18 protein-coding genes and 1 pseudogene are annotated in these 21,109 nt (G+C 70.9%); 14 read left to right on the forward strand and 5 right to left on the reverse strand.

Going from position 1 to position 21,109, the window contains the following annotated elements; translation table 11 throughout:
• The first annotated feature begins 235 nt into the window (after window positions 1–235).
• The 6 genes and pseudogenes from ACWGKJ_RS31560 (at window position 236) to ACWGKJ_RS31585 (ending at window position 6,989) form a co-directional block, all read left to right on the forward strand.
• Window positions 236–1,249 carry a YihY/virulence factor BrkB family protein gene (locus ACWGKJ_RS31560; protein ID WP_385024219.1) on the forward strand — a complete coding sequence of 338 codons (1,014 nt, stop codon included), beginning with the start codon at window positions 236–238 and terminating at the stop codon, window positions 1,247–1,249.
• A 123-nt stretch (window positions 1,250–1,372) separates the two neighbouring features.
• The gene (locus ACWGKJ_RS31565; protein WP_385024221.1) at window positions 1,373–2,110 is read left to right on the forward strand and encodes an HAD family hydrolase; all 738 of its coding nucleotides are present in this window, start codon (window positions 1,373–1,375) and stop codon (window positions 2,108–2,110) included.
• Window positions 2,107–4,452, forward strand: coding sequence for a glycoside hydrolase family 65 protein (locus ACWGKJ_RS31570; RefSeq protein ID WP_385024223.1), 2,346 nt, complete (start codon window positions 2,107–2,109; stop codon window positions 4,450–4,452). Before ACWGKJ_RS31565 ends, ACWGKJ_RS31570 begins: the two co-directional genes overlap by 4 nt.
• Before the next feature lie 81 nt (window positions 4,453–4,533).
• Window positions 4,534–5,205, forward strand: a complete 672-nt coding sequence (locus tag ACWGKJ_RS31575) for a HEAT repeat domain-containing protein (RefSeq protein ID WP_385024225.1) — start codon at window positions 4,534–4,536, stop codon at window positions 5,203–5,205.
• A 6-nt stretch (window positions 5,206–5,211) separates the two neighbouring features.
• Window positions 5,212–6,217 (forward strand): annotated as a pseudogene (locus tag ACWGKJ_RS31580) (HEAT repeat domain-containing protein).
• 130 nt (window positions 6,218–6,347) lie between these two features.
• Complete coding sequence (locus ACWGKJ_RS31585) at window positions 6,348–6,989, forward strand: TetR/AcrR family transcriptional regulator (RefSeq protein WP_385024227.1); 642 nt, start codon at window positions 6,348–6,350, stop codon at window positions 6,987–6,989.
• A 72-nt stretch (window positions 6,990–7,061) separates the two neighbouring features.
• Here the strand turns inward: ACWGKJ_RS31585 and ACWGKJ_RS31590 are convergent, their stop codons facing one another.
• Window positions 7,062–8,342, reverse strand: a complete 1,281-nt coding sequence (locus ACWGKJ_RS31590) for a glycoside hydrolase family 18 protein (protein ID WP_385024229.1) — start codon at window positions 8,340–8,342, stop codon at window positions 7,062–7,064.
• 300 nt (window positions 8,343–8,642) lie between these two features.
• On the opposite strand from ACWGKJ_RS31590, the gene ACWGKJ_RS31595 reads away from it, so the two are divergent.
• Together ACWGKJ_RS31595 and ACWGKJ_RS31600 are read left to right on the forward strand one after the other, a co-directional pair.
• The gene (locus tag ACWGKJ_RS31595) at window positions 8,643–9,815 is read left to right on the forward strand and encodes an acyl-CoA dehydrogenase family protein (protein ID WP_385024231.1); all 1,173 of its coding nucleotides are present in this window, start codon (window positions 8,643–8,645) and stop codon (window positions 9,813–9,815) included.
• Between the two features lie 763 nt (window positions 9,816–10,578).
• A complete protein-coding gene (locus tag ACWGKJ_RS31600) occupies window positions 10,579–11,190 on the forward strand; it encodes a transglycosylase SLT domain-containing protein (protein ID WP_385024233.1) in 612 nt (203 codons plus the stop codon).
• On the opposite strand, the gene ACWGKJ_RS31605 is transcribed toward ACWGKJ_RS31600, so the two are convergent.
• Window positions 11,184–11,666, reverse strand: coding sequence for a DUF6314 family protein (locus ACWGKJ_RS31605; RefSeq protein WP_385024235.1), 483 nt, complete (start codon window positions 11,664–11,666; stop codon window positions 11,184–11,186). The genes ACWGKJ_RS31600 and ACWGKJ_RS31605 overlap by 7 nt on opposite strands.
• Before the next feature lie 225 nt (window positions 11,667–11,891).
• Between ACWGKJ_RS31605 and ACWGKJ_RS31610 the strand changes: the two genes are divergently transcribed.
• Together ACWGKJ_RS31610 and ACWGKJ_RS31615 are read left to right on the forward strand one after the other, a co-directional pair.
• Window positions 11,892–13,016, forward strand: a complete 1,125-nt coding sequence (locus ACWGKJ_RS31610; RefSeq protein WP_385024237.1) for a hypothetical protein — start codon at window positions 11,892–11,894, stop codon at window positions 13,014–13,016.
• Window positions 13,017–13,050: 34 nt separating this feature from the next.
• Window positions 13,051–14,187, forward strand: coding sequence for a phosphotransferase family protein (locus tag ACWGKJ_RS31615; protein WP_385024239.1), 1,137 nt, complete (start codon window positions 13,051–13,053; stop codon window positions 14,185–14,187).
• Here the strand turns inward: ACWGKJ_RS31615 and ACWGKJ_RS31620 are convergent.
• Window positions 14,143–14,544, reverse strand: a complete 402-nt coding sequence (locus tag ACWGKJ_RS31620; RefSeq protein ID WP_385024241.1) for a hypothetical protein — start codon at window positions 14,542–14,544, stop codon at window positions 14,143–14,145. The two genes, ACWGKJ_RS31615 and ACWGKJ_RS31620, sit on opposite strands and share 45 nt — an antisense overlap.
• Window positions 14,545–14,748: 204 nt before the next feature.
• On the opposite strand from ACWGKJ_RS31620, the gene ACWGKJ_RS31625 reads away from it, so the two are divergent.
• The 4 genes from ACWGKJ_RS31625 to fxsA all read left to right on the forward strand — a co-directional run bounded on the left by ACWGKJ_RS31625 (window position 14,749) and on the right by fxsA (window position 18,851).
• Entirely contained in the window at window positions 14,749–15,189 is a 441-nt protein-coding gene (locus ACWGKJ_RS31625) for an Lrp/AsnC family transcriptional regulator (RefSeq protein ID WP_164266613.1), read from the forward strand.
• A 67-nt stretch (window positions 15,190–15,256) separates the two neighbouring features.
• On the forward strand, window positions 15,257–16,897 hold the full coding sequence (locus tag ACWGKJ_RS31630) for an amidohydrolase (RefSeq protein WP_385024243.1): 1,641 nt from the start codon (window positions 15,257–15,259) through the stop codon (window positions 16,895–16,897).
• 561 nt (window positions 16,898–17,458) lie between these two features.
• Window positions 17,459–18,226 carry a polyprenol monophosphomannose synthase gene (locus ACWGKJ_RS31635; RefSeq protein WP_385024245.1) on the forward strand — a complete coding sequence of 256 codons (768 nt, stop codon included), beginning with the start codon at window positions 17,459–17,461 and terminating at the stop codon, window positions 18,224–18,226.
• A 46-nt stretch (window positions 18,227–18,272) separates the two neighbouring features.
• The gene (gene fxsA, locus ACWGKJ_RS31640) at window positions 18,273–18,851 is read left to right on the forward strand and encodes an FxsA family membrane protein (RefSeq protein WP_385024247.1); all 579 of its coding nucleotides are present in this window, start codon (window positions 18,273–18,275) and stop codon (window positions 18,849–18,851) included.
• Window positions 18,852–19,089: 238 nt separating this feature from the next.
• Here the strand turns inward: fxsA and ACWGKJ_RS31645 are convergent, their stop codons facing one another.
• A complete protein-coding gene (locus tag ACWGKJ_RS31645; RefSeq protein WP_161311542.1) occupies window positions 19,090–19,464 on the reverse strand; it encodes an RNA polymerase-binding protein RbpA in 375 nt (124 codons plus the stop codon).
• 255 nt (window positions 19,465–19,719) lie between these two features.
• On the reverse strand, window positions 19,720–21,096 hold the full coding sequence (locus ACWGKJ_RS31650) for an MFS transporter (protein WP_385024249.1): 1,377 nt from the start codon (window positions 21,094–21,096) through the stop codon (window positions 19,720–19,722).
• Window positions 21,097–21,109 lie beyond the last annotated feature (13 nt).

Here is a 21,109-nt window from a genome sequence, read left to right on the forward strand (position 1 = left end):
GCTCCGGACGGGTGAACCCGTCCGGAGCCGCTCAGACGTCGGACGGGTTCACCCATCCGGGTCCCGCCCGTCGCAGGAGCGGCCGGTATCCGTTTCGATGGAACGCCGGTCCCCGCACTGTGCGGCGGCGTTCGGCCGGAGGCAGGAGCCGCGAAGCCGGAGGCAGGGACCGGGAGCCGGAGGCAGCGGACCGGGAAGCCGGTGACCGGGATCCGAGAGCCGAGAACGGAGAGCCATGCCAGACGCGCAGCCCCAGGGCGAGGGCGGTATCCACCGCTATGACGAGAAGACCTCCGGACGGCGCCCGGAGGGTCCGCCGCACCCGAGGAAGCCGGGTCTGGCGGAGACCGTCAAACGCACGCTGGCGGAGTTCAAGGAGGACAACCTCTCCGACTCCGCGGCGGCGCTGACCTACTACTCGGTCCTCTCCGTCTTCCCCGCCCTGATCGCGCTGGTCTCCCTCGTCGGCCTCGTCATGGATCCCAGGACCATCATCGACAAGGCCACGCACCTCATCAGCTCGATCGGCCCCGCCTCCGCGGTGAACACCTTCAAGGGCCCCATCGAGGGCCTCGCCTCGAACCGAGGCACCGGCATCGTCCTGCTGATCGTGGGCCTGGCCTCGGCGCTGTGGACGGCGTCCGGGTACGTGGGGGCCTTCATGCGGGCCTCCAACCGTATCTACGAGGTGGAGGAGGGCCGGGGCTTCCTCAAGCTGCGTCCGCTGCAACTGCTCGTCACCCTGATCCTGGTGCTCCTCCAGGCGCTCGTGCTGGTCGCCCTGGTCGTGACCGGCCCGCTCGCGAGGAAGGTGGGGTCGGCGATCGGGGCAGGCGACGCCGCGGTGACCGCGTGGAACTACGCCAAATGGCCCGTGCTGCTCATCGTCGTCGTGCTGATCTTCGGCATCCTCTACTACGCCTCACCCAACGCCCGCCTGAGAGGGCTCAAGGCGGTGCTCCCGGGTGCGGTGCTCGCCCTGGTCCTCTGGCTGGTCGCCTCAGTCGGGTTCGCCTTCTACGTGGCCAACTTCGGTTCCTACAACAAGACGTACGGGACCCTCGGCGGCATCATCGTCTTCCTGGTGTGGCTGTGGATCACGAACCTCGCCATTCTGCTGGGTGCCGAGTTCAACGCGGAGCGGGAGCGCAGCCGTCAGCTGGCCGAGGGCGTGCCGGGGGCGGAACGTGAACTCCAGGTGGACGAGCGTGACAAGCCCAGGCGCGACAAACGCTCCAGGACCGCATGACGTAACGGCATGTACCGGTACATACCGGCATGTACCGGCACCGCGGAGACCGGAGTGCGTGCGTGCGGGCGGAATCGGTCCCGGCAGGTATGCGGGTGGCATCGCACGGGGAAGGCGCCCTCCATGACACATGGACTGCCGGATGACATCAGTACCTGCCTGTTCGATCTCGACGGTGTCATCACCAAGACCGCCGTCGTGCACGCAGCCGCCTGGAAGGAGATGTTCGACGCCTTCCTCCAGGAGCGTGACGGCCCCGGCTTCCGTCCGTTCGACTCGGCGTCCGACTACGACGAGTACGTCGACGGGCGGCCCCGTGACGACGGTGTCCGTACCTTCCTGGCGTCCCGCTCCATCTCGCTCCCCGACGGAAGCAAGGACGACGGGCCGGAGCAGAACACGGTGCACGGCCTCGGCCTCCGCAAGAACGACCTGGTGCTGGAGAAGATCCGCACCCAGGGAGTCGACGCCTACCCGGGGTCCCTGAAGTACATCGAAGCCGTCAGAGCCGCGGGCCTGCGCACGGCTGTCGTCTCGTCCAGCACCAACTGCCGTGCGATCCTGCGGGCGGTCGGCGCCGAGTCACTCTTCGACGTACGCATCGACGGGGTGGTGGCCGCCGAGCGGAACATCCCCGGCAAGCCCGCCCCCGACACCTTCCTGGAGGCCGCGCGCGAACTGGGCGTCGGAGCCTCCGCGGCGGCGGTCTTCGAGGACGCCCTGGCCGGTATGGAGGCCGGGAGAGCCGGCCGCTTCGGGTATGTCGTGGGGGTCGACCGCGTCGGCCAGGCCGACGCGCTGCGGGCCCACGGCGCCGACCGGGTCGTCCAGGATCTCGCCGAGTTGGAGAACCGTACGTGATCACTCATTCCGCCTATGTGGTCGAGCCCTGGCAGCTGCGTGAGAGCGCGCTCGGTCTCGACGTACTCCCGCAGAGCGAGTCGGTGTTCTCGCTGTCGAACGGCCATATCGGCTGGCGGGGAAATCTTGACGAGGGGGAGCCGTACGGCCTGCCCGGCTCCTATCTGAACGGGGTGCACGAACTCCACCCGCTGCCCTACGCGGAGGCGGGGTACGGATACCCCGAGTCCGGCCAGACGGTCATCAACGTCACCAACGGGAAGATCATCAGGCTCCTCGTCAACGACGAGCCGTTCGATCTGCGGTACGGCAAACTCCACTCCCACGAGCGCGTACTCGACCTGCGCAGCGGTCTCCTGCGCAGGACCTGTGAGTGGACCTCACCCGCGGGCGGGACGGTCAGGGTGCGCTCGACCCGGCTCGTCTCCTTCACGCAGCGTGCCATCGCCGCGGTCCTCTACGAGGTGGAGCCGGTCGGCGAGGAAGTGCGCGTCGTCGTGCAGTCGGAGCTCGTGGCCAACGAACAACTGCCGCGCAACAGCGGGGACCCGCGCGGCGCCGCGGGCCCGGAGACCGTCCTGACCCCGGAGGAGGACTTCGCCGACGGGATGCGTCTGCGGCTGGTGCACTGCACCTCGCGCAGCGGGCTGCGGGTCGCGGCGGCGGCCGACCATGTCGTGCACGGCCCCGAGTCCGTCCGTACGAGCACGGAGAGCAGCGAGGACGTCAGCCGGCTGACCGTCACTTCGGTACTCGCCCCGGGGGAGCGCCTGCGGATGGAGAAGATGGTCTCCTACGGCTGGTCGGGGGTCCGCTCGCTGCCCGCTCTGCACGACCAGGTCGACGCGGCGCTCGCCGCGGCGCGCAGTACCGGCTGGGAGGGGCTGGCCCGGGACCAGCGGGCCTACCTCGACGAGTTCTGGGCCGGCGCGGACGTGGAGGTGGAGGGCGACGGCGAGATCCAGCAAGCGGTCAGGTTCGCCCTCTTCCATGTTCTGCAGGCCGGGGCACGAGCGGAGAAACGGGCCATCCCGGCCAAGGGACTGACCGGCTCCGGCTACGACGGCCACTCCTTCTGGGACACCGAGTCCTACGTACTGCCGCTGCTGACCTACACATCGCCGCGGGCGGTGCAGGAGGCGCTGCGCTGGCGCCACGAGACCCTGCCGGCCGCCCGGGACCGCGCGCGCCAGCTGGGCCTTGAGGGGGCCGCGTTCCCGTGGCGGACCATCGACGGCGCCGAGTGCTCGGCCTACTGGCCCGCGGGTACGGCGGCGTTCCATGTGAACGCCGACATCGCCGACGCCGTCGTACGGTACGTGTCCGCGACCGGCGACACGGAGTTCGAGCGTGAGGTGGGGGTGGACATCCTGGTGGAGACGGCCCGGCTGTGGAGCTCCCTCGGGCACCACGACCACCACGGGCGCTTCCATATCGACGGGGTCACCGGGCCGGACGAGTACAGCGCCGTCATGGACGACAACGTCTATACGAATCTGATGGCCCAGGCGAATCTGCACGCCGCCGCCGACATGGTCGAGCGCCATCCGGAGGAGGCCGGGCGGCTCGGAGCCGACGACGAGGAGAGCGCCGCCTGGCGGGACGCCGCCGAAGCCATGTCGGTGCCGTACAACGAGGAGCTGGGGGTGCATGAGCAGCACGCCGGATTCACCGGCCACCAGACCTGGGACTTCGCCGGAACGCCTCCCGACCATTATCCGCTGATGCTCCATCACCCCTACTTCGACCTGTACCGCAGGCAGGTCGTGAAACAGGCCGACCTCGTACTCGCCATGTACGTACGGGGTGACCGCTTCGACGCGGAGCAGAAGGCCCGCAACTTCGACTACTACGAACCCCTGACCGTCCGGGACTCGTCCCTGTCGGCCAGCCCCCAGGCGGTCATGGCCGCCGAGGTCGGCCATCTGCGGCTCGCCTACGACTACTTGGTCGAGGCGGCGCTGATGGACCTCGAAGACCGCGAGAACAACACCCGCGACGGGCTGCACATCGCCTCGCTTGCGGGCACCTGGACGGCTCTGGTCGCGGGATTCGGCGGTATGCGCCACCGGGGCGGGACGCTGGAGTTCGCCCCGAGACTGCCGGAGAAGTTCAGCCGTCTCGCCTTCAAGGTCAAGATCACGAACCGGTGCCTGCGGGTCGAGATCACGGGCTCCCAGGCCACGTACACCCTGTTGGAGGGTGGGTCGCTGGAGCTGCGCCACCACGGCGAACCGCTCACCGTCTCCCACGGGACACCGGAGGTCCGGAGCATCCCCCGTCTCGCCCTGCGGCCCGCGCCCCGGCAGCCCCACGGCAGGGAGCCCCACCACACCCCCTGACCCCGGGAAGGCCAGGGGGCGCGCCTCCGCTTGACCTTGACACGGTGGCAAGGTCTTCACTCCGTCCAGGAGGTGGTACCGATGACCATGCCAGGACAGGACCCGGGGACGGCGCGCGCCCTTCAGGCGTTGGAGGACAGCCGCTCGTCCGTACGGCTGCGCGCGGCGATGGCGGCCGGCTCGGCGCCCGACCCGGCGTTCATCGACAAGCTCGTCGAACGCTGCGGGAGCGAGCCGGACTTCTCCGTACGCGAGATGCTGACCTGGGCGCTCACCCGCCACCCGCCGTCCGCGACCGTCCCCGGCCTGGTGGGGCAGCTCCGTTCGGAGCGGCCGCAGGCGCGGAGCCAGGCTCTGCACACGCTCTCCAAGATCGGGGACCGGCGGGCCTGGCCGGCGATCACCCCGGCGCTTCTCGGCGACGCCGACGACGAGGTGGCGCGGAGCGCCTGGCGGGCAGCCGTGGTGCTGGTGCCCGAAGGTGCGGAGCCCGGGCTGGCCGCCGTACTGTCGGCCCAGCTCGGTCGCGGCGGACGGGAGACGCAGCTCAGCCTCAGCCGGGCGCTGATCGCGCTCGGTGAGATGGTGGTGCCGGAGCTGCGCGCCGCGATGGAGGATCCCGACCCTGGCGTACGCGCGCACGCGTCCGCCACGGAACGGCTGTTGCGCGACCCGGAGGCCGCGTTCGAGTCGGCGGTCGAGGAGGCGAAGCGTGTCGTGGCCCTCGGCCCCACGGTCGGCCAGGAGGGGTGACAGGCAGTGCTGATCGGTGAGGTGGCACGACGCTCGGGGGTCAGCGCCCGCATGCTCCGGCACTACGAGTCGCTGGGTCTGGCGCGGCCTTCGGGGCGGACCGCCGCCGGTTACCGGGAGTACTCGGGCGAGGACATCCGGCGGATCTTCCATATCGAGAGCCTGCGGTCGCTGGGGCTGTCGCTCCGTGAAGTCGGCTCCGCGCTCGACGACCCCGGCTTCGCGCCGTCGAAGCTCGTGGACGATCTCATCAGCCGGACGCGGGAACGCATCGCGGACGAGGAGGCGCTGCTCACCCAGCTCCGCCGGATCGGCGCCGCGGAACCGGCGGGCTGGGAGGACGTACTCCAGAGCGTCGCACTGCTCCAGGCGCTGGGGTCGGCAAGCGCGGGGGACGCGCCAGCGCGCCGCACTCTCCTCGGCCGGTGAGGTCCCGGTGCCGGTGGAGGCCCTGGTCGAGGCGGTACTGAGCGAGACCGACCCCCATGTGGCCGGAGCCCTCCGGTGGGCGCTGGCGCAGTCGGGCGACGACGGACGGGCGCTGCTGGCGGACGGTCTGCGTTCACCGGTGGCCGCGGTGCGCGTACGTGCCGTGCGGGCCGTCGCCGGGATGGGGCACGGCGGGGCGACCGCACTGCTGCGGGAGGCCCTCGACGATCCCGACCCGGAGGTCCGCAGATGCGCGGCCCCGGCGCTCGCCGGACGGGGGGTGGCCGACGCGGTCCCGACGCTCATCGCCATGGTCGTCGAAGGGACGAACGACGTCGGTGCGGCCGACGCGCTGAGCACACTGGCGGCCGTCCCCGCCGTGGCGGACCGGATCGCCGCCGGGCTCGTCGGCCGCCTCGCCCACGAGACCGTCGAACCCTCCGCACGGAGACGGCTGGCCCAGGCGCTCGCGGACATCCCCGGGCCCACGGCGTCACACGCCCTCGCGCGGCTGGCCCAGGACGAGGACCGTGCTGTCGCGCTGACGGCGGCGTACGTCCTGCGGATGCGCGAAGCCGGCTGAGGGCTGTCCCGGGGCCCCGTCCCAGGTCAACGCCGATGCGGGGGAGCGCACTTGGCCCCGGAGGTCTGCCATACTTCGGGCTTCCGAGGCTGTGGCAGCCTCCTGAGGCAGTGGCGGAACAGGGCCGGACGTGAACCAGAACGGACCGTACATACAACAGCGCACCCCGACCGAGCGCTCCCAGCTCCGTCGCAGCGACCTCATCGCCACGGGGCGGCGGCTGTTCGCCGATACGTCGTACGACGCCCTGTCGATGGATGACATCGCCCGGCACGCGGGGGTCGCGAAGGGGCTCATCTACTACTACTTCAAGAGCAAACGCGGCTACTACCTCGCCGTCGTCGAGGAGTCGGTGGCCGATCTCGTCGCCCGCGCGGCCGGCGAGACCGAGCTGCCCCGGGCCGATCGCGTGCACCGCACCGTCGAGGGCTATCTGCTCTACGCGCAGCACAACAGGGCGGCCTTCCGCACCATCGTCACCGGTGGCGTCGGCTTCGACACCGAGGTGCAGGCGCTGCGCGGGGCAGTCCGTGAGGAACTCATCGCCACCATCGCGGAGGGCGCCTACGGGCGCCGCGACATCCCCACCCTGGCCCGGCTCGCACTGCTCGGCTGGCTGAGCGCCGTGGAGGGCATCACGCTCGACTGGCTCGGCCACCAGGAGATCGACCGCGCGCAGATCCGGGAGCTGCTGGTCCGGATGTTGCGCAACACCCTCGACACCATCGGTGAGTTCGTCGTCGAGTGCCCGTCGCCGCCGCCTCCCGAGTAAGGCTGGAAACGGGCTCAGGGGGTGGAAGGCCGCCCGGCCTTCCACCCCCTGATGCGGGAGGCGTGGTGCCGGCTAGCTCACGGCGTGGATCAGCTCGCCGTTGGAGGTGTCCCCGCTGAGCTCCCAGAGGAAGGTGCCGCCGAGGCCCTGCTTGTCCTTGTAGGCCATCTTCCCCGCGATCGTGGCCGGGGTGTCGTAACTCCACCAGTTGGAACCGCACTTGGCGTACGCGGTACCGGCGATCGTGCTGGTGGCCGGGCAGCTGGTCTTGAGGACCTTGTAGTCCTCGATCCCCTGCTCGTAGGTGCCGGGCGCCGGGCCCGTCGCCGTACCGCCGGGAGCGTCCTGCGTGACGCCGGTCCAGCCGCGGCCGTAGAAGCCGATGCCGAGCAGCAGCTTGTCCGCGGGCACGCCCAGGCCCTTGAGCTTGGTGATCGTGGCGTCGGTGTTGAAGCCGGCCTTCGGGATACCGGTGTACGAGGTGAGCGGGGAGTGCGGGGCGGTCGGCCCCTTCGCGTCCCAGGCGCCGAAGTAGTCGTACGTCATCGGGTTGTACCAGTCGACGTACTGGGCCGCGCCCGCGTAGTCGGCGGAGTCCATCTTGCCGCCGTCCGAGGCGTCAGCGGTGATCGCGGCGGTGACCAGCGACGACGAGCCGAACTTGGCGCGCAGTGCGGCCAGCACGTTCTTGAAGGCCTCCGCACCGCTGGTGTCGCAGGAGAGACCGCAGTTGTTGGGGTACTCCCAGTCGATGTCGATGCCGTCGAACACATCGGCCCACCGCGAGTCCTTGACCAGGTCGTAGCAGGACTGCGCGAAGGCCGCCGGGTCCTTCGCTGCCTCGCCGAAGCCGCCGGACCAGGTCCAGCCGCCGAAGGACCAGAGGATCTTGAGGTTGGGGTGCAGCTTCTTCAGCTCGCGCAGCTGGTTGAAGTTGCCCGCCACCGGCTGGTCCCAGGTGTCCGCGGTGCCGTCCACGCTGGAGGATGCGTCGTAGGTCTTCTGGTAGTCGGCGTAGGCGTCGCCGATGGCGCACTTGCCGCCGGTGACGTTCCCGAACGCGTAGTTGATGTGGGTGAGTTTGTCGGCGGACCCCGAGGTCTGGATGTTCTTGACCTGGTAGTTCCGCTGGTAGACGTCCCAGTCCGCGTAGTATCCGACGACCTTGCTGCCCGCGGCGGCAGCGGTGCCCGCCCGGGTGCTTGCGGCTGACTTGGCGGCTGCCGCCGGGGCGTGCCGCTCGCCGGCGGACGCCGTACCGGCGCCCGCGAGCAGAGTGACCCCGAGCGCCGCCGTACAGACGCCTGCGAGCAGAGCCCGGACCCGGGCCCGTGGGTGGAATCGTCCGAACATGCTGTCTCCTCGTGGGGGAGGGGGACGGAAGAGGGAGGCCGTCCGGTGCCGAATTTGGCATGAACGCGGAAAGCCAGTAGGGGGAAGGTAGATGGACTAGACCAGTGAGGTCAATGGTTCGGACCAATTCCGCCCCGTGACGGAAGTCCGCCGATCGGGCATACTCAAGCCGCCACAGCCTCTGGTCAGCCTCTTCCGCGATCCGGGAGGGCAGCATCGGCTGAAGGCGAGACCCGGCGGCGTTGCCACACCCTGGCCACGCGTACGCCGCAGCGCCCGACAGGGAGGAGAGCCGTCGCCATGCCCGACCGCGCCCCGCAGTTGGTGGACCGCCAGTTGCCCACCGAGGAGTCCCGGGACCTGCTCGCGCTGGTGCGCGACATCGTCCAGCGGGAGATCGTGCCCGGTGCGGCCGCCGAGGAGGAAGCAGGCCGCTTTCCCCGCGAGGTCTTCACCCTGCTCTCGGATGCCGGACTGCTCGGCCTCCCCTACGACTCCGCGTACGGCGGCGGAGACCAGCCGTACGAGGTCTACCTCCAGGTGCTCGAAGAGCTGGCGGCGGCGCGGCTCACCGTCGGCCTCGGCGTCAGTGTCCACTCGCTCGCCTGCCACGCGCTGGCCGGATTCGGCAGCAAGGAGCAGCGGGCCGAGCACCTGCCCGCGATGCTCGGCGGCGGACTGCTCGGGGCGTACTGCCTCTCCGAGCCCACCTCGGGCTCCGACGCGGCGTCGCTCCGTACGAAGGCCGTACGGGAGGGTGACGACTGGGTGATCACCGGTACCAAGTCCTGGATCACGCACGGCGGTATCGCGGACTTCTGCACCGTGCTCGCGCGCACCGGCGGCGAAGGGGCGCGCGGGATCTCGGCGTTCCTGGTGCCGGGTGACGCCGAAGGGCTCACGGCGGCCGTCCCCGAGAAGAAGATGGGGATGAAGGGCTCGCCCACCTCCCAGCTCCACTTCGACGGAGTACGGGTGTCCGGCGCGCGGTTGATCGGCGACGAGGGCCAGGGCTTTGCCATCGCGCTCTCCGCCCTCGACTCGGGCCGGCTGGGAATCGCCGCCTGCGCCATCGGAGTTGCCCAGGCCGCGCTGGACGAGGCGGTGCTGTACGCCGGCGAGCGGCAGCAGTTCGGCCACCCCATCGCGGACTTCCAGGGGCTGCGCTTCATGCTCGCCGACATGGCCACCCAGATCGAGGCGGGCCGCTCCCTCTATCTCACGGCCGCGCGGCTGCGGGACGCCGGGCTCCCCTTCTCGCGGCAGGCCGCCATGGCCAAGCTGTTCTGCACGGACGCGGCGATGCGGGCCACCACCGACGCGGTGCAGGTGCTCGGCGGCTACGGGTACACGGCGGACTTCCCCGTCGAGCGGTTCATGCGGGAGGCCAAGGTGCTGCAGATCGTCGAGGGCACCAATCAGATCCAGCGGATGGTCATCGCACGCCACCTCGCGGGTCCGGAGTCGCGCTGAACTGCCCCGGCTGAACGGTCGTCGCGGTCAGGTGCGCCCACTCCTGGTCGCGGCGGCCCGGCAGGGTGCGCCCAGCCCCTCCCCACTGGCGGATCAGCGCCTGGTAGATCGGTGCGTCCACGTACTGCGGAAGCGATTCTTCGGGGGCGGACGCGGTGAGCCGCCGGAGTCTGTTCCCTGTCCCGGTCCCGTAGCGCAGAGGAGTCATGCACGGACAACGCCGGGCGGCGGCGCGCGGTCACCGCTGCCCGGCGTCGGGCGTCTGTTCGCGCGGTCAAGCGGGGCCGGGCCCGGTACGCGGACCGGCTGATGTGACCGTCCCCGGCGACAGCGGCGAGCACGCGCGCCGGGCACCAGGTACGCCGTCCGGGGGCGGAACTGCTGTGTACGGGGTGTTACGGAGAGTGGGAATTCGGGGCTCTGGGGCCGGTGTCGTGTGAGCCCGCGCATAGGGCCCGCGTCACATAGGACGCCGCCTAGTAGACCCGCGGCGGGCCTCCCCCTCCTGTACGGGCTCCCATCCCACCCGTGTCCGTTTTGTCACTACATAAGGTCGTAGGTCACATCATTGCCAGCGGCAGGGGGCCTCCCGCACGGTGTTGGACGTACCGGGGAGCCGAGCGCCGGACCGGGCACACCACACCGCCCGCCATCCCGGCACCGGCCCCACGACACGGACCACGGCCCCAGCGCCCCACCCGTGCCGCCGACCCCCAGTCGGCCCTCCCCAAGCGAACGTCCCACCACCTGGAGAGGTACCCCCATGACTGCCACCCGCACCCTGAACTTCCGCAAGTCCTCTGTCGCCGGCATCGCCGGCGCCGGCGCCGCAGCCCTCGCGCTGACCCTGGTCCCGCACTCCGCGCACGCCGCCGAGCCCACCCCCGCGGCCGTAGCGGCCTCCGCCGTCACCGCCCAGGTCGCCAAGCAGGCCCACCACGCCGAGAAGGCCGCCCACACCAAGAAGACCGCGCACGCCACCACGGCGGTGAAGCACGGCTCCAAGGCCAAGCACGTCGACACCGTCGCCGCGATCGTCAAGGACAAGAAGTACAGCAACAACCTCGACGGCTGGATCAAGGAATCCCTCGCCATCATGAAGGCCAAGCACATACCCGGCAGCTACGACGGCCTGCACCGCAACATCATGCGCGAGTCCAGCGGCAACCCCCACGCCCAGAACAACTGGGACGTCAACGCCCAGAACGGCATCCCCTCCAAGGGACTCCTCCAGGTCATCCAGCCCACCTTCGACACCTACCACGTCAAGGGCACCAAGGACAGCCTCACCGACCCGGTCGCCAACATCGTCGCCGCAGCCAACTACGCCGCCGACAAGTACGGCTCGATGGACAACGTCAACTCCGCCTACTGACGGTGGTGCAGCGTCACCAGCCGCAGGTCCTTGGCCGGGCCGAGCACCGTCCACGTCACGCGCCAGCTGTCCTCGCTGAGTACGCTGAACTCGCCCCGGTAGACGTCCTCGGCGCATGGATGGTCGGCGACGCAGTGTCCCGCGCGCAGGTCCAGAGGGTGGAACGGGCGGCCGTCCGCGAACCGCACGAAGGCCGCCCCGTCATCGGCCGGCTCGAAGAGATGCTCACGGGAGGCGGGCCGGGTCACCCCGCCCCAGGTGAACTCGCCGTGCTCGACGTGCCGTAGTCCGGCGCCGTGCTCGCCCCAGGTGAAGTCGGCCGTACCCCGGAATGTGCCGGTCCGGTCCTGGGACAGGTCGTACACGGTCCGCTCGACCCGCCAGCGTCCGGCGAGATAGCCGAGGGTGTCCGCCACCCGGTGAACTCCGCCGGGCGGGGAGGCGCCCTCGTCCGCCGCCGTATCCTGTCGCGCCATCGTCCCCTGCCTGCCCTGCCTGCCCCCGCTGGTGTTCCTCCCGATGCTAGGTCCCGGACATGGCCGGCCGTGGACCCGGGTCCACGGCCGGGCCGCGCACACCCGTGATCGTTCTCGAAGCCGAGGCGGTCCGGGGTCCGAGGCCGTGGTGATCCCGTCCGGCCCGGGTCTGGCCGTCCACGACGTTCTGACGTACCGTCACATTCCCCTCAGCAGGAGGATGCCGTGGCCGACGACCGACCCATCGCGCTCGACGAATACCCCGTCCACCAGGTGCCGTTGTCCATGAAGCACGTCGCGACGGGCGACCGCAACGCCTATGACCGCTGCATCTTCCATGTCTTCGACCACCGGGGCAGGGCGCTGCTCGTCGCGGGGCTCGGCGTCTATCCCAACGCCGGGGTGATCGACGCGTACGCGACGCTGCGCACCGGTGACCGGCTGCACGCCGTGCGCGCGTCCGACGCCCTCACCGACGACCGGATGAACCTCTCCGTCGGCCCGCTGCGCATCACCGTCGACATCCCGCTGCAACGGCTGACCCTGCACTGCGCGGCCGACCCCGCCGACCCGGAATCGCTCTCGTACGACATCGAGTGGACCGCGGACTTCCCGGCCGTCTGGGAACCGCACCATGTGCAGCGGCGCGGCGAGCGGCTGATGCTCGAAGGCCGCCGCTTCGTACAGGCGGGCCACTGCTCCGGTGTCATACGCGCGGGCGGCGACGAGATACCGGTCGTGCCCGGGGAGTGGACCGGCACCCGCGACCGGAGCTGGGGCGTGCGGCCCATCCCGGGCGAGGAGGGCGGACGTGCCGAGGCCGAGTACCGGCCCGAAGGGTTTCACTGGCTCTGGATCCCGGTCCGCTTCGACGACCGCTTCGTGCTGGTGATCGCGCAGGAGGACGCCGACGGCTACCGGACGCTCAACGAGGCGCTCCTGGTCCGTGAAGGGGGCCACGACACCCAGCTCGGCTGGCCGCGTACGGAGATCAACTACCGCCACGGCACCCGCCACCCCGAACGGGCCGTCGTCCACCTCACGGGCCCGGACGGCCGGCCGATGAAGCTGACCGCGGAGACGCTCTGCTCGTCCCCGCTGGCGCTCGGCGCGGGCTACCCGCCGGCCGCCGACTGGCAGCACGGCACCTGGCAGGGAAGGGGCTGGACCGACCGGCGCAGCTACGACATGAGCGACCCCGCGGCGCATCCGGCCACCGTCTACGGCGTCACCGACCACGCCGCCCGCTTCACCCTCGACGGACAGGTCGGGCACGGCATTTTCGAGCACGGCAGCTTCGGCCGTCACGACCCCAGCGGATTCACCGGGTACGCGTCGGTCGCCCCCTGACCCGGCCGCCCCTTCCTGAGCGAGGAGCACCGCCATGACCACGGCACCACGCCCCCGCACCACCACCCGGGACCCGCAGGAGCTGGCCCGCAGTCTGGCCGCCTGGCTGGACACCCGCCTGCCGGGCGCCCGCATCGGCGATCTGCGCACCCCGGCGTCCAACGGCATGTCGAGCGAGACCCTCCTCTTCGACATCACCGCCCCCGCGGCCCCGGTCACCTCCTGCGCCCTGCGGCTGGCCGCCGACCCCGCCGCCTACACCGTCTTCCCCTCCTACGACATGGAGCGGCAGTACCGGGTGATGAGCCTGGTCGCCGAGCACACCGCCGTACCGGTTCCGCGCGTCCTGTGGCTGGAGACGGATCCGGGGCCGCTCGGCGCGCCGTTCTTCGTGATGGAACAGGCCCACGGCAGGGTCCCGCCCGACGTCATGCCCTATACGTACGAAGGGAATTGGCTGTACGCGGCGACGGAGGCGGAGCGCGCCGCGCTGGAGGAGTCCACCCTGCGGGTGCTCGCGGAGCTGCACCGTCAGTTCCCTTCCGGCCGGGCCGAGTTCCTGCTTCCACCGGGGGAGGGCGGCCCGCTGCGCCGCCATGTGGACGAGCAACGGGCCTACTACGCCTGGGTGGTGGACGGGCTCCCGCCGTCACCGCTGATCGAGCGCGCCTTCGAGCGGCTGGAGGCGCTCTGGCCCGGGGACGAGGGACCCGCCGTGCTCTGCTGGGGAGATGCCCGGATCGGCAACATCGTCTACGACGGCTTCGAGCCCGCCGCCGTGCTCGACTGGGAGATGGCGGCCTGCGGCCCCTGCGAACTGGACCTCGGCTGGACCGTCTATCTGCACCGCTTCTTCCAGGACCTCACCGAGGGATCCGGGCTGCCCGGGCTCCCGGGACTGCTGCGCCGGGAGAACGCGGAGCGGCGCTACGCCGAACTCACCGGCCACACCCCGCGCGACATGGACTTCCACCTGCTCTACGCGGCCTTGCGGCACGCCATCGTGATGCTGCGGATCGCTTACCGGCAGGTGTACTTCGGCGAGGTCCGGGTCCCCGCGGACCCGGATGCCATGATCCTGCACCGGGCCTCCCTGGAGGCCCTGGTACGGGGGGAGTACGACTGGTCAGGCGGCTTCGCGCACCGGACGGACGGCCTTGACGGGGCGTGAGCCGGGCCCGCCGACGTGCGAGAAGGGCTGCTTGCGCCAGTCGAGCCCCTGAGGAAGCGTCAGCAGCAGTGCGGTGTCCTGCTCCTGGGCCCGGAGCGTCGCGTCGGCCGGCCTGGCGTCGGACGCCGCACGGCCGGTACCCGCGCACGCGGTGAGCCCGAACGGGTCCCAGGGGCTGGCGCAGAGCGCGTGCTCCGGCAGCACGACCTCGCCCGCGAGGAGGGCGATCGGCTGTGCGCAGTCCGGGCAGATCACCCGGTACATCTCAAAGGTGGCGTAGGCCGCGAGCCCCGGATCGTTCTCGATGGCCGCGAGCTCTGCGGGCTCGATGGCATCGGCGCTCTTCAGTTTGTGCATGGAGTTTCTCCCCCTCGGGTGGGCCGACCAGAAACGTGTGGTCTCGACCACAGCAAGCACTTCCCGCCCGGCGTCCGCGGTAATCGCGCGTTCCCCGCCGACACCGCGTCAGCCCTGTGGCCTTCGTCACATGCAGCCGTCAGGGGACCCTTACCGGCCCTCTCCGGCTGTGCCGGAGGGGGCCGGGGCCATAGGTTGATCCGTATGGAGGAGCTGGATCGCCGCATCGTGGAGTTGCTCGTCAAGGACGGGCGGATGAGCTACACCGACCTGGGCAAGGCCACCGGCCTGTCCACATCGGCGGTGCATCAGCGTGTACGCCGTCTCGAACAGCGCGGAGTCATCCGCGGCTACGCCGCCGTGGTCGACCCGGAGGCCGTCGGGCTGCCGCTCACCGCGTTCATCTCGGTGAAGCCCTTCGATCCGAGCGCACCGGACGACATCGCCGAGCGGCTCGCCGGCGTCCCCGAGATCGAGGCGTGCCACAGCGTGGCGGGCGACGAGAACTACATCCTCAAGGTGCGTGTCCCGACCCCGCTGGCCCTGGAGAACCTGCTGACGCGGATCCGCTCCCTGGCAGGCGTCTCCACCCGTACCACCGTCGTGCTCTCCACCCCGTACGAGGCGCGCCCCCCGGAGATCTGAGCGGGCTCCGCCCCCGTGCACGGGCCCCCTGCGCGACCGGTGCCCCGCAGGCGGGAGACTGTTCTCCATGACCGAGAGCACCGCCCCCCAGGCCGACCACCGCACCGTACTGCTGCGCGGTGGGGACATCCACAGCCCCGCCGACCCCTTCGCCACCGCGATGGTCGTGGAACGCGGGCACGTCGCCTGGGTGGGCTCCGAAGGGGCGGCCGACGCCTTCGCCAAGGGGGTCGACGAGACCGTCGACCTCGAAGGGGCCCTGGTGACCCCGGCGTTCACCGACGCGCATGTCCACACGACGTCCACGGGGCTCGCCCTCACCGGCCTCGACCTGTCGGCGGCCCGCACCGCACAGGAGGCGCTGCGTCTCGTACGGGAGCACGCGGCGGTCCGTCCGGACGACGGGGTGCTGCTGGGCCACGGCTGGGACTCGTCCGGCTGGCCGGACGGGCAGCAGCTGTCCCGTACCGCTCTCGACGAGGCGGCCGGCGGCCGGCCGGTCTATCTGCCGCGGGTCGATGTCCACTCGGCCGTGGTCTCCACGGCCCTGCTCAACCTGGTCCCGCGGATCACCTCGCTGCCCGGCTACCGGGCGGACGCCCCCCTCACCGGCGCGGCGCACCACGCCGTACGGGCCGCTGCCCACGCACAGATCACTCCGGAGCAGCGCACCGAGGCCCAGCGCGCGGCCCGCGCCCATGCCGCGTCGCTCGGTATCGGCACGCTCCACGAGTGCGGCGGGCCCGACATCTCCGACGAGGACGACTTCACCGGCCTGCTCGCCCTCGCCGGACAGGAGAAGGGGCCGCGCGTCTTCGGCTACTGGGCCGAGCGCGTCGCCGACGCCAAGGACGCCCGGCGCATCACGGAGCTGGGGGCGATCGGTGCGGCGGGCGACCTCTTCGTCGACGGTTCGCTCGGCTCGCACACCGCCTGCCTGCACGAGCCGTACGCGGACGAGGCGCACACCGGCACCGCGCACCTGGACGCCGCCGACATCGCCGCCCATGTCACCGCCTGCACCGAGGCCGGGCTCCAGGCGGGGTTCCACGCCATCGGGGACGCCGCACTCACCGCGGTCGTCGACGGGGTGCGGGCCGCCGCCGAGAAGCTCGGCCCGGCCCGGGTGCGCGCCGCCCGCCACCGGATCGAGCACGCCGAGATGCTCACCCCTGAGACCGTCGCCGCCTTCGCGGAGCTGGGGCTCACCGCATCGGTGCAGCCGGCCTTCGACGCGGCGTGGGGCGGCGACGACGGGATGTACGCCCAGCGGCTCGGTGCCGAGCGGGCCCGCACCCTCAACCCGTACGCGGCCCTGCTGCGGGCCGGTGTGCCGCTCGCCTTCGGCTCCGACAGCCCGGTCACCCCGCTCGATCCCTGGGGGAGTGTGCGGGCCGCGGCCTTCCACCGGACCCCCGCACACCGGATTTCCGTACGCGCCGCGTTCGCCGCCCACACCCGGGGCGGCTGGCGGTCCATCGGCCGGGACGACACCGGCGCCCTCGTGCCCGGCGCCCCCGCCGACTACGCGGTCTGGCGCACCGCCGATCTGGTGGTGCAGGCCCCCGACGACCGGGTGGCCCGCTGGTCGACCGACCCGCGCTCCGGCACTCCGGGGCTCCCCGACCTCACGCCGGGCGCCGAACTCCCGGTCTGCCTGCGGACGGTGGTCTCCGGACAGACTGTCTTCGTGAGGCCGAACGAGTGACATCGCAGCATTTCGTGCGGCCGATCGATGCCGGAAATTCTTCCCCGCCACCTGCGGCTCATCCGTACTGACCTGCCCATTCACCAGAACACCGCAGGTCGGACAAGTATTGACAGAAAGCGGCCACCGGCGGGTAGGTTCGGCCGAGTCCACCACAGGACGTCCGACCGGCAAACCTCCACGCAGTCGTCGAACGCCGCTGGGTCATGGGGCGGTACGCCGGAAGGCGCGCCACCACCGGGAGCCAGGTTCAGCGCCCGCGCCTCGGGGGCGAGGGAGGTTTCAGCCGGAAGGGGGTCCGCCCTGCTCCTCAGGAGTTCGCGGGCAGGTGCGACCCGGGTGGGGCCCGGACGTTCAGTAGACAACGGCTCTCGGTCGACCCGCAGCCAGCGGGCCCCAGGTCGGCCCGAAGGACGCCGGGCCCCGATCCGAAGTTCCCCGCCCTCCCGGGCAGTTCGCCGACGGCGCCCCGGGATCCCTGCCCCGCCGACGCGGCTGCGTTCCGCCCCTCCACGCTGGATAAGGTGATGGCCAGGCGTAGGGACACAGTGAGGGGCAGTAGTGAACGACGGCGGTGAGCGGCGGTTCGGTCCGCTCGGCAAGGCCTTGGTCATCATTCCGACCTACAACGAGGCCGAGAACATCAAGCCGATCGTTGCCCGGGTGCGCGCCGCGGTCCAGGATGCGGACATCCTGGTCGCCGACGACAACAGCCCGGACGGCACCGGGAAGATCGTCGACGAACTGGCAGCGGACGACCCGCAGGTCCAGGTCCTGCACCGGAAGGGCAAGGAGGGACTCGGCGCCGCCTACCTCGCGGGCTTCCGCTGGGGTATCGAGCACGGGTACGGCGTCCTGGTGGAGATGGACGCGGACGGCTCGCACCAGCCGGAGGAACTTCCCCGGCTGCTCACCGCGTTGAAGAGCGCCGACCTGGTGCTCGGCTCGCGGTGGATGCCCGGCGGACGGGTCGTCAACTGGCCCAAGTCCCGGGAACTGCTCTCGCGGGGCGGCAGCACGTACTCGCGGCTGCTCCTCGACGTACCGATCCGCGATGTCACCGGTGGTTTCCGGGCGTTCCGCAAGGAGACCCTGGAAGAGCTGGGCCTGGACGAGGTGTCGTCCCAGGGGTACTGCTTCCAGGTGGATCTCGCCAGGCGGGCCGTCGAGGCGGGCTGTCATGTCGTCGAAGTGCCGATCACCTTCGTCGAGCGCGAGATCGGCGACTCCAAGATGAGCAAGGACATCGTGGTCGAGGCGCTCTGGCGGGTGACGGCCTGGGGGGTCGGCTCGCGCGTCGGCCGGCTGCTGGGGCGTGAGCCGTCCTGATCTCCCCAGCACGTCATCCGTGCGCGCCTGCAGGCACACTGGGAACATGACGACCGGCACACAGCCCCCGACCGCTCCCAGGCGCTCCCGGGCGCGCACCTTCGTACCGCTGGGCATCGCCGTCTGGGTGGTCCTGGAGATCTGGCTGCTGATCCTGGTGGCCGACGTGGCCGGCGGGCTCACCGTTCTCCTCCTGCTCGTCGGCGGTCTCGTGCTCGGTGCCGCCGTCGTCAAGCGGGCCGGGCGCCGGGCCTTCCGCAATCTGACGGAGACGGTCCAGCGACAGCAGTCGGGGGCGGCGGATCCGGCAGGGGAGCGCGAGAGCGGTGGGAACGGTTTCCTGATGCTCTCCGGACTGCTGATCATGCTGCCGGGGCTGATCACCGACGTGGTGGGGCTGGTCCTGCTGGTGCCGCCGCTGCGGTCGGCGCTGAGCCGGTACACCGAGCGGACGCTGGAGCGCCGGATGAGCAGGGCCGCACCGGGCACGGTCGGCGACGCCTTCCAGCAGGCGCGGATGCACCGCCCGGACGGCAAGGTCGTCCAGGGCGAGGTCATCAAGGACGACGAGCGGCCGGACCCCCGCGGGGACGACGGGGGCCCGCGCCCGCCGCTGACGCCCTGAGCTGACGTCCCGAGCTGACGCCCTGACCGGCGCAGAGCGGAGCCGGACCGCAGACGGGGCGGATCAGCCGGAAGCCAGGCAGGCAAGAGCTGAGGGCTCCCACAGAAAAGAGCTGCGGGCTCCGGCAGGCAAGAGCGCCGAGGCCCCGCAGAAAAGAGCTGAGGGCTCCGGCACACCCTGAAGTGTGCCGGAGCCCTCAGCCCCTGATCCGGTGGTGCGGTACGCGAACGCCTGGGCGTTACGCGGACTTGCGGCTGTCGCGCGGATGCACGGCAATGTTCATGGCGCCGGAACGAAGGACGGCCAGCCTCTCGGCCAGCACCTCCTCCAGCTCCTCGCGGGTGCGCCGCTCCATGAGCATGTCCCAGTGCGTGCGCGCGGGCTTGCCCTTCTTCTCCTCAGGGCCGTCCCCGTCTACCAGGAGTGCTTGGGCGCCGCACGCCTTGCACTCCCACTCCGGCGGAATGTCCGCCTCCACAGAGAACGGCATCTCGAATCGATGTCCGTTCTCGCATGCGTACTCCACCGCCTGGCGCGGAGCCAGGTCGATGCCGCGGTCGGTCTCGTAGCTGGTCACCACGAGGCGCGTACCGCGAAGAGCTCGCTCACTCATGAATCGTGCCTCCCGGGCTTGTCGCCCACAGGACAGGTGTCGCTGTCGTCGTCATCCGGTCAACGTCCGGTCGGCGGTAAAGATTCCCGTTGCGGGTCATACGTCGCCCGTCGTGCCGCCCCTTGTTGTACCCACCAGTGCCCTCTTTGTCACATCTGCTCAGAGATGTCACCCTGCGATTTCGGCTGATGATCCCGCAGTAACGGTCCGTCCGGTGAGCCAAAGGCGTACACTACCGGCCTTTCACTTCAATGCCTAAACCCGCTGCGGTGCCGCGTTTCCGGCCGCTGCCACGGCCTCCCTCACAGGTACCCGTGCCAGCAGGAAGAAACCCAGTACGAAGAAGATCACCAGCGAGATGATCGCGGCGCGGTAGCTGCCGGTCAGCTGGTAGGCGAGGCCGAACACCAGGGGGCCGAGCCAGCTCAGCCCGCGGTCGCTCATCTCGTACGCCGAGAAGTACTCGGCCTCCTTGCCCTCCGGCACCAGATGGGAGAAGAGCGAGCGCGAGAGCGCCTGGCTGCCGCCGAGCACCGCGCCGATCGCCGCCGCCAGCGCGAAGAACCAGACCGGTGCGCGGGCGGGCAGGAAGTACCCGGCGCAGAGGATCAGCGTCCATACCGCGAGGGAGCCGAGCACGGTGCGCTTCGCGCCGTACGTACGCGCCAGCCGGCCCATGGAGAGCGCGCCCGCCACCGCCAGCACCTGCACCAGCAGGATCGCGGTGATCAGGGTGGTCTGGCCGAGGCCCAGCTCCTCGGACCCGTACACGGAAGCCTGCGAAATCACCGTCTGGATACCGTCGTTGTAGACGAGATACGCGAGCAGGAACGACAGTGTCAGCGGATAGCGGCGCATGTCCCGCAGCGTCCCGATCAGCTGGCGCCACCCGGCGCCGACCGCCCCGCGCTCCCGGGCCGGGCCCGTCCGGCGGTCCCGCAGTCTGCGCAGGGGTATCAGGGCGAAGGCCCCCCACCACACACCGGCCGTCGCCAGACAGATCCGCACGGCGGTGGACTCCGCCACCCCGAAACGCGCGTGGCCCGTGTAGAGCACCAGGTCCAGCACCAGGACGAAGGCGCCCGATGTGTACCCGAAGGCCCAGCCGCGCGAGGAGACGGTGTCGCGCTCCTCGGGCTCCGCGATCTGCGGGAGATAGGCGTTGTAGAGGACCATCGAGACGGCCAGCGAGGAGTTGGCCACGATCAGCAGCAGCGAGCCCAGCAGATAGCGGTCGCCGTCCAGGAAGAACATCCCGGTCGTGGCCGCGGCCCCCAGATACGCCGCTCCCGCGAGCAGTGGCTTCTTCCGCCCCGTCCGGTCGGCCACGGCCCCCGCGAGCGGCATGACGAGCACGGCGACGATCACCGAGACCGAGACGGTGTACGGGAACACGGACCCCGCCCGCAGCGGGATGCCCAGCGGATGGACGTACCCCCCGGTGTCCGCGGCGGCCTTGGCGACCGAGGTCAGGTAGGGGCCGAGGAAGACGGTGAGGACGCTGGTCGAGTAGACGGATGACGCGAAGTCGTAGAAGTACCAGCCGTGCTGTTCGCGCCTCCGGTCGGCCGCGGTGGCCCCCTCGGCGCTGTCTGCCGTGTCTGCTGTGCCGTTCGCGGTGCCGGCGCTCAAACCGCGCTCCCTG

Source organism: Streptomyces sp. NPDC054757 (assembly GCF_053612185.1).

Excerpts from the sequence above, each read along its gene's own strand:
- ACWGKJ_RS31560 (WP_385024219.1), top strand. The coding sequence starts at position 236 with ATGCCAGACGCGCAGCCCCAGGGCGAGGGCGGTATCCACCGCTATGAC.
- ACWGKJ_RS31565 (WP_385024221.1), top strand. The coding sequence starts at position 1,373 with ATGACACATGGACTGCCGGATGACATCAGTACCTGCCTGTTCGATCTC.
- ACWGKJ_RS31575 (WP_385024225.1), top strand. The coding sequence starts at position 4,534 with ATGACCATGCCAGGACAGGACCCGGGGACGGCGCGCGCCCTTCAGGCG.
- ACWGKJ_RS31590 (WP_385024229.1), bottom strand. The coding sequence starts at position 8,342 with ATGTTCGGACGATTCCACCCACGGGCCCGGGTCCGGGCTCTGCTCGCA.
- ACWGKJ_RS31595 (WP_385024231.1), top strand. The coding sequence starts at position 8,643 with ATGCCCGACCGCGCCCCGCAGTTGGTGGACCGCCAGTTGCCCACCGAG.
- ACWGKJ_RS31600 (WP_385024233.1), top strand. The coding sequence starts at position 10,579 with ATGACTGCCACCCGCACCCTGAACTTCCGCAAGTCCTCTGTCGCCGGC.
- ACWGKJ_RS31605 (WP_385024235.1), bottom strand. The coding sequence starts at position 11,666 with ATGGCGCGACAGGATACGGCGGCGGACGAGGGCGCCTCCCCGCCCGGC.
- ACWGKJ_RS31615 (WP_385024239.1), top strand. The coding sequence starts at position 13,051 with ATGACCACGGCACCACGCCCCCGCACCACCACCCGGGACCCGCAGGAG.
- ACWGKJ_RS31620 (WP_385024241.1), bottom strand. The coding sequence starts at position 14,544 with ATGCACAAACTGAAGAGCGCCGATGCCATCGAGCCCGCAGAGCTCGCG.
- ACWGKJ_RS31625 (WP_164266613.1), top strand. The coding sequence starts at position 14,749 with ATGGAGGAGCTGGATCGCCGCATCGTGGAGTTGCTCGTCAAGGACGGG.
- ACWGKJ_RS31630 (WP_385024243.1), top strand. The coding sequence starts at position 15,257 with ATGACCGAGAGCACCGCCCCCCAGGCCGACCACCGCACCGTACTGCTG.
- fxsA (WP_385024247.1), top strand. The coding sequence starts at position 18,273 with ATGACGACCGGCACACAGCCCCCGACCGCTCCCAGGCGCTCCCGGGCG.
- ACWGKJ_RS31645 (WP_161311542.1), bottom strand. The coding sequence starts at position 19,464 with ATGAGTGAGCGAGCTCTTCGCGGTACGCGCCTCGTGGTGACCAGCTAC.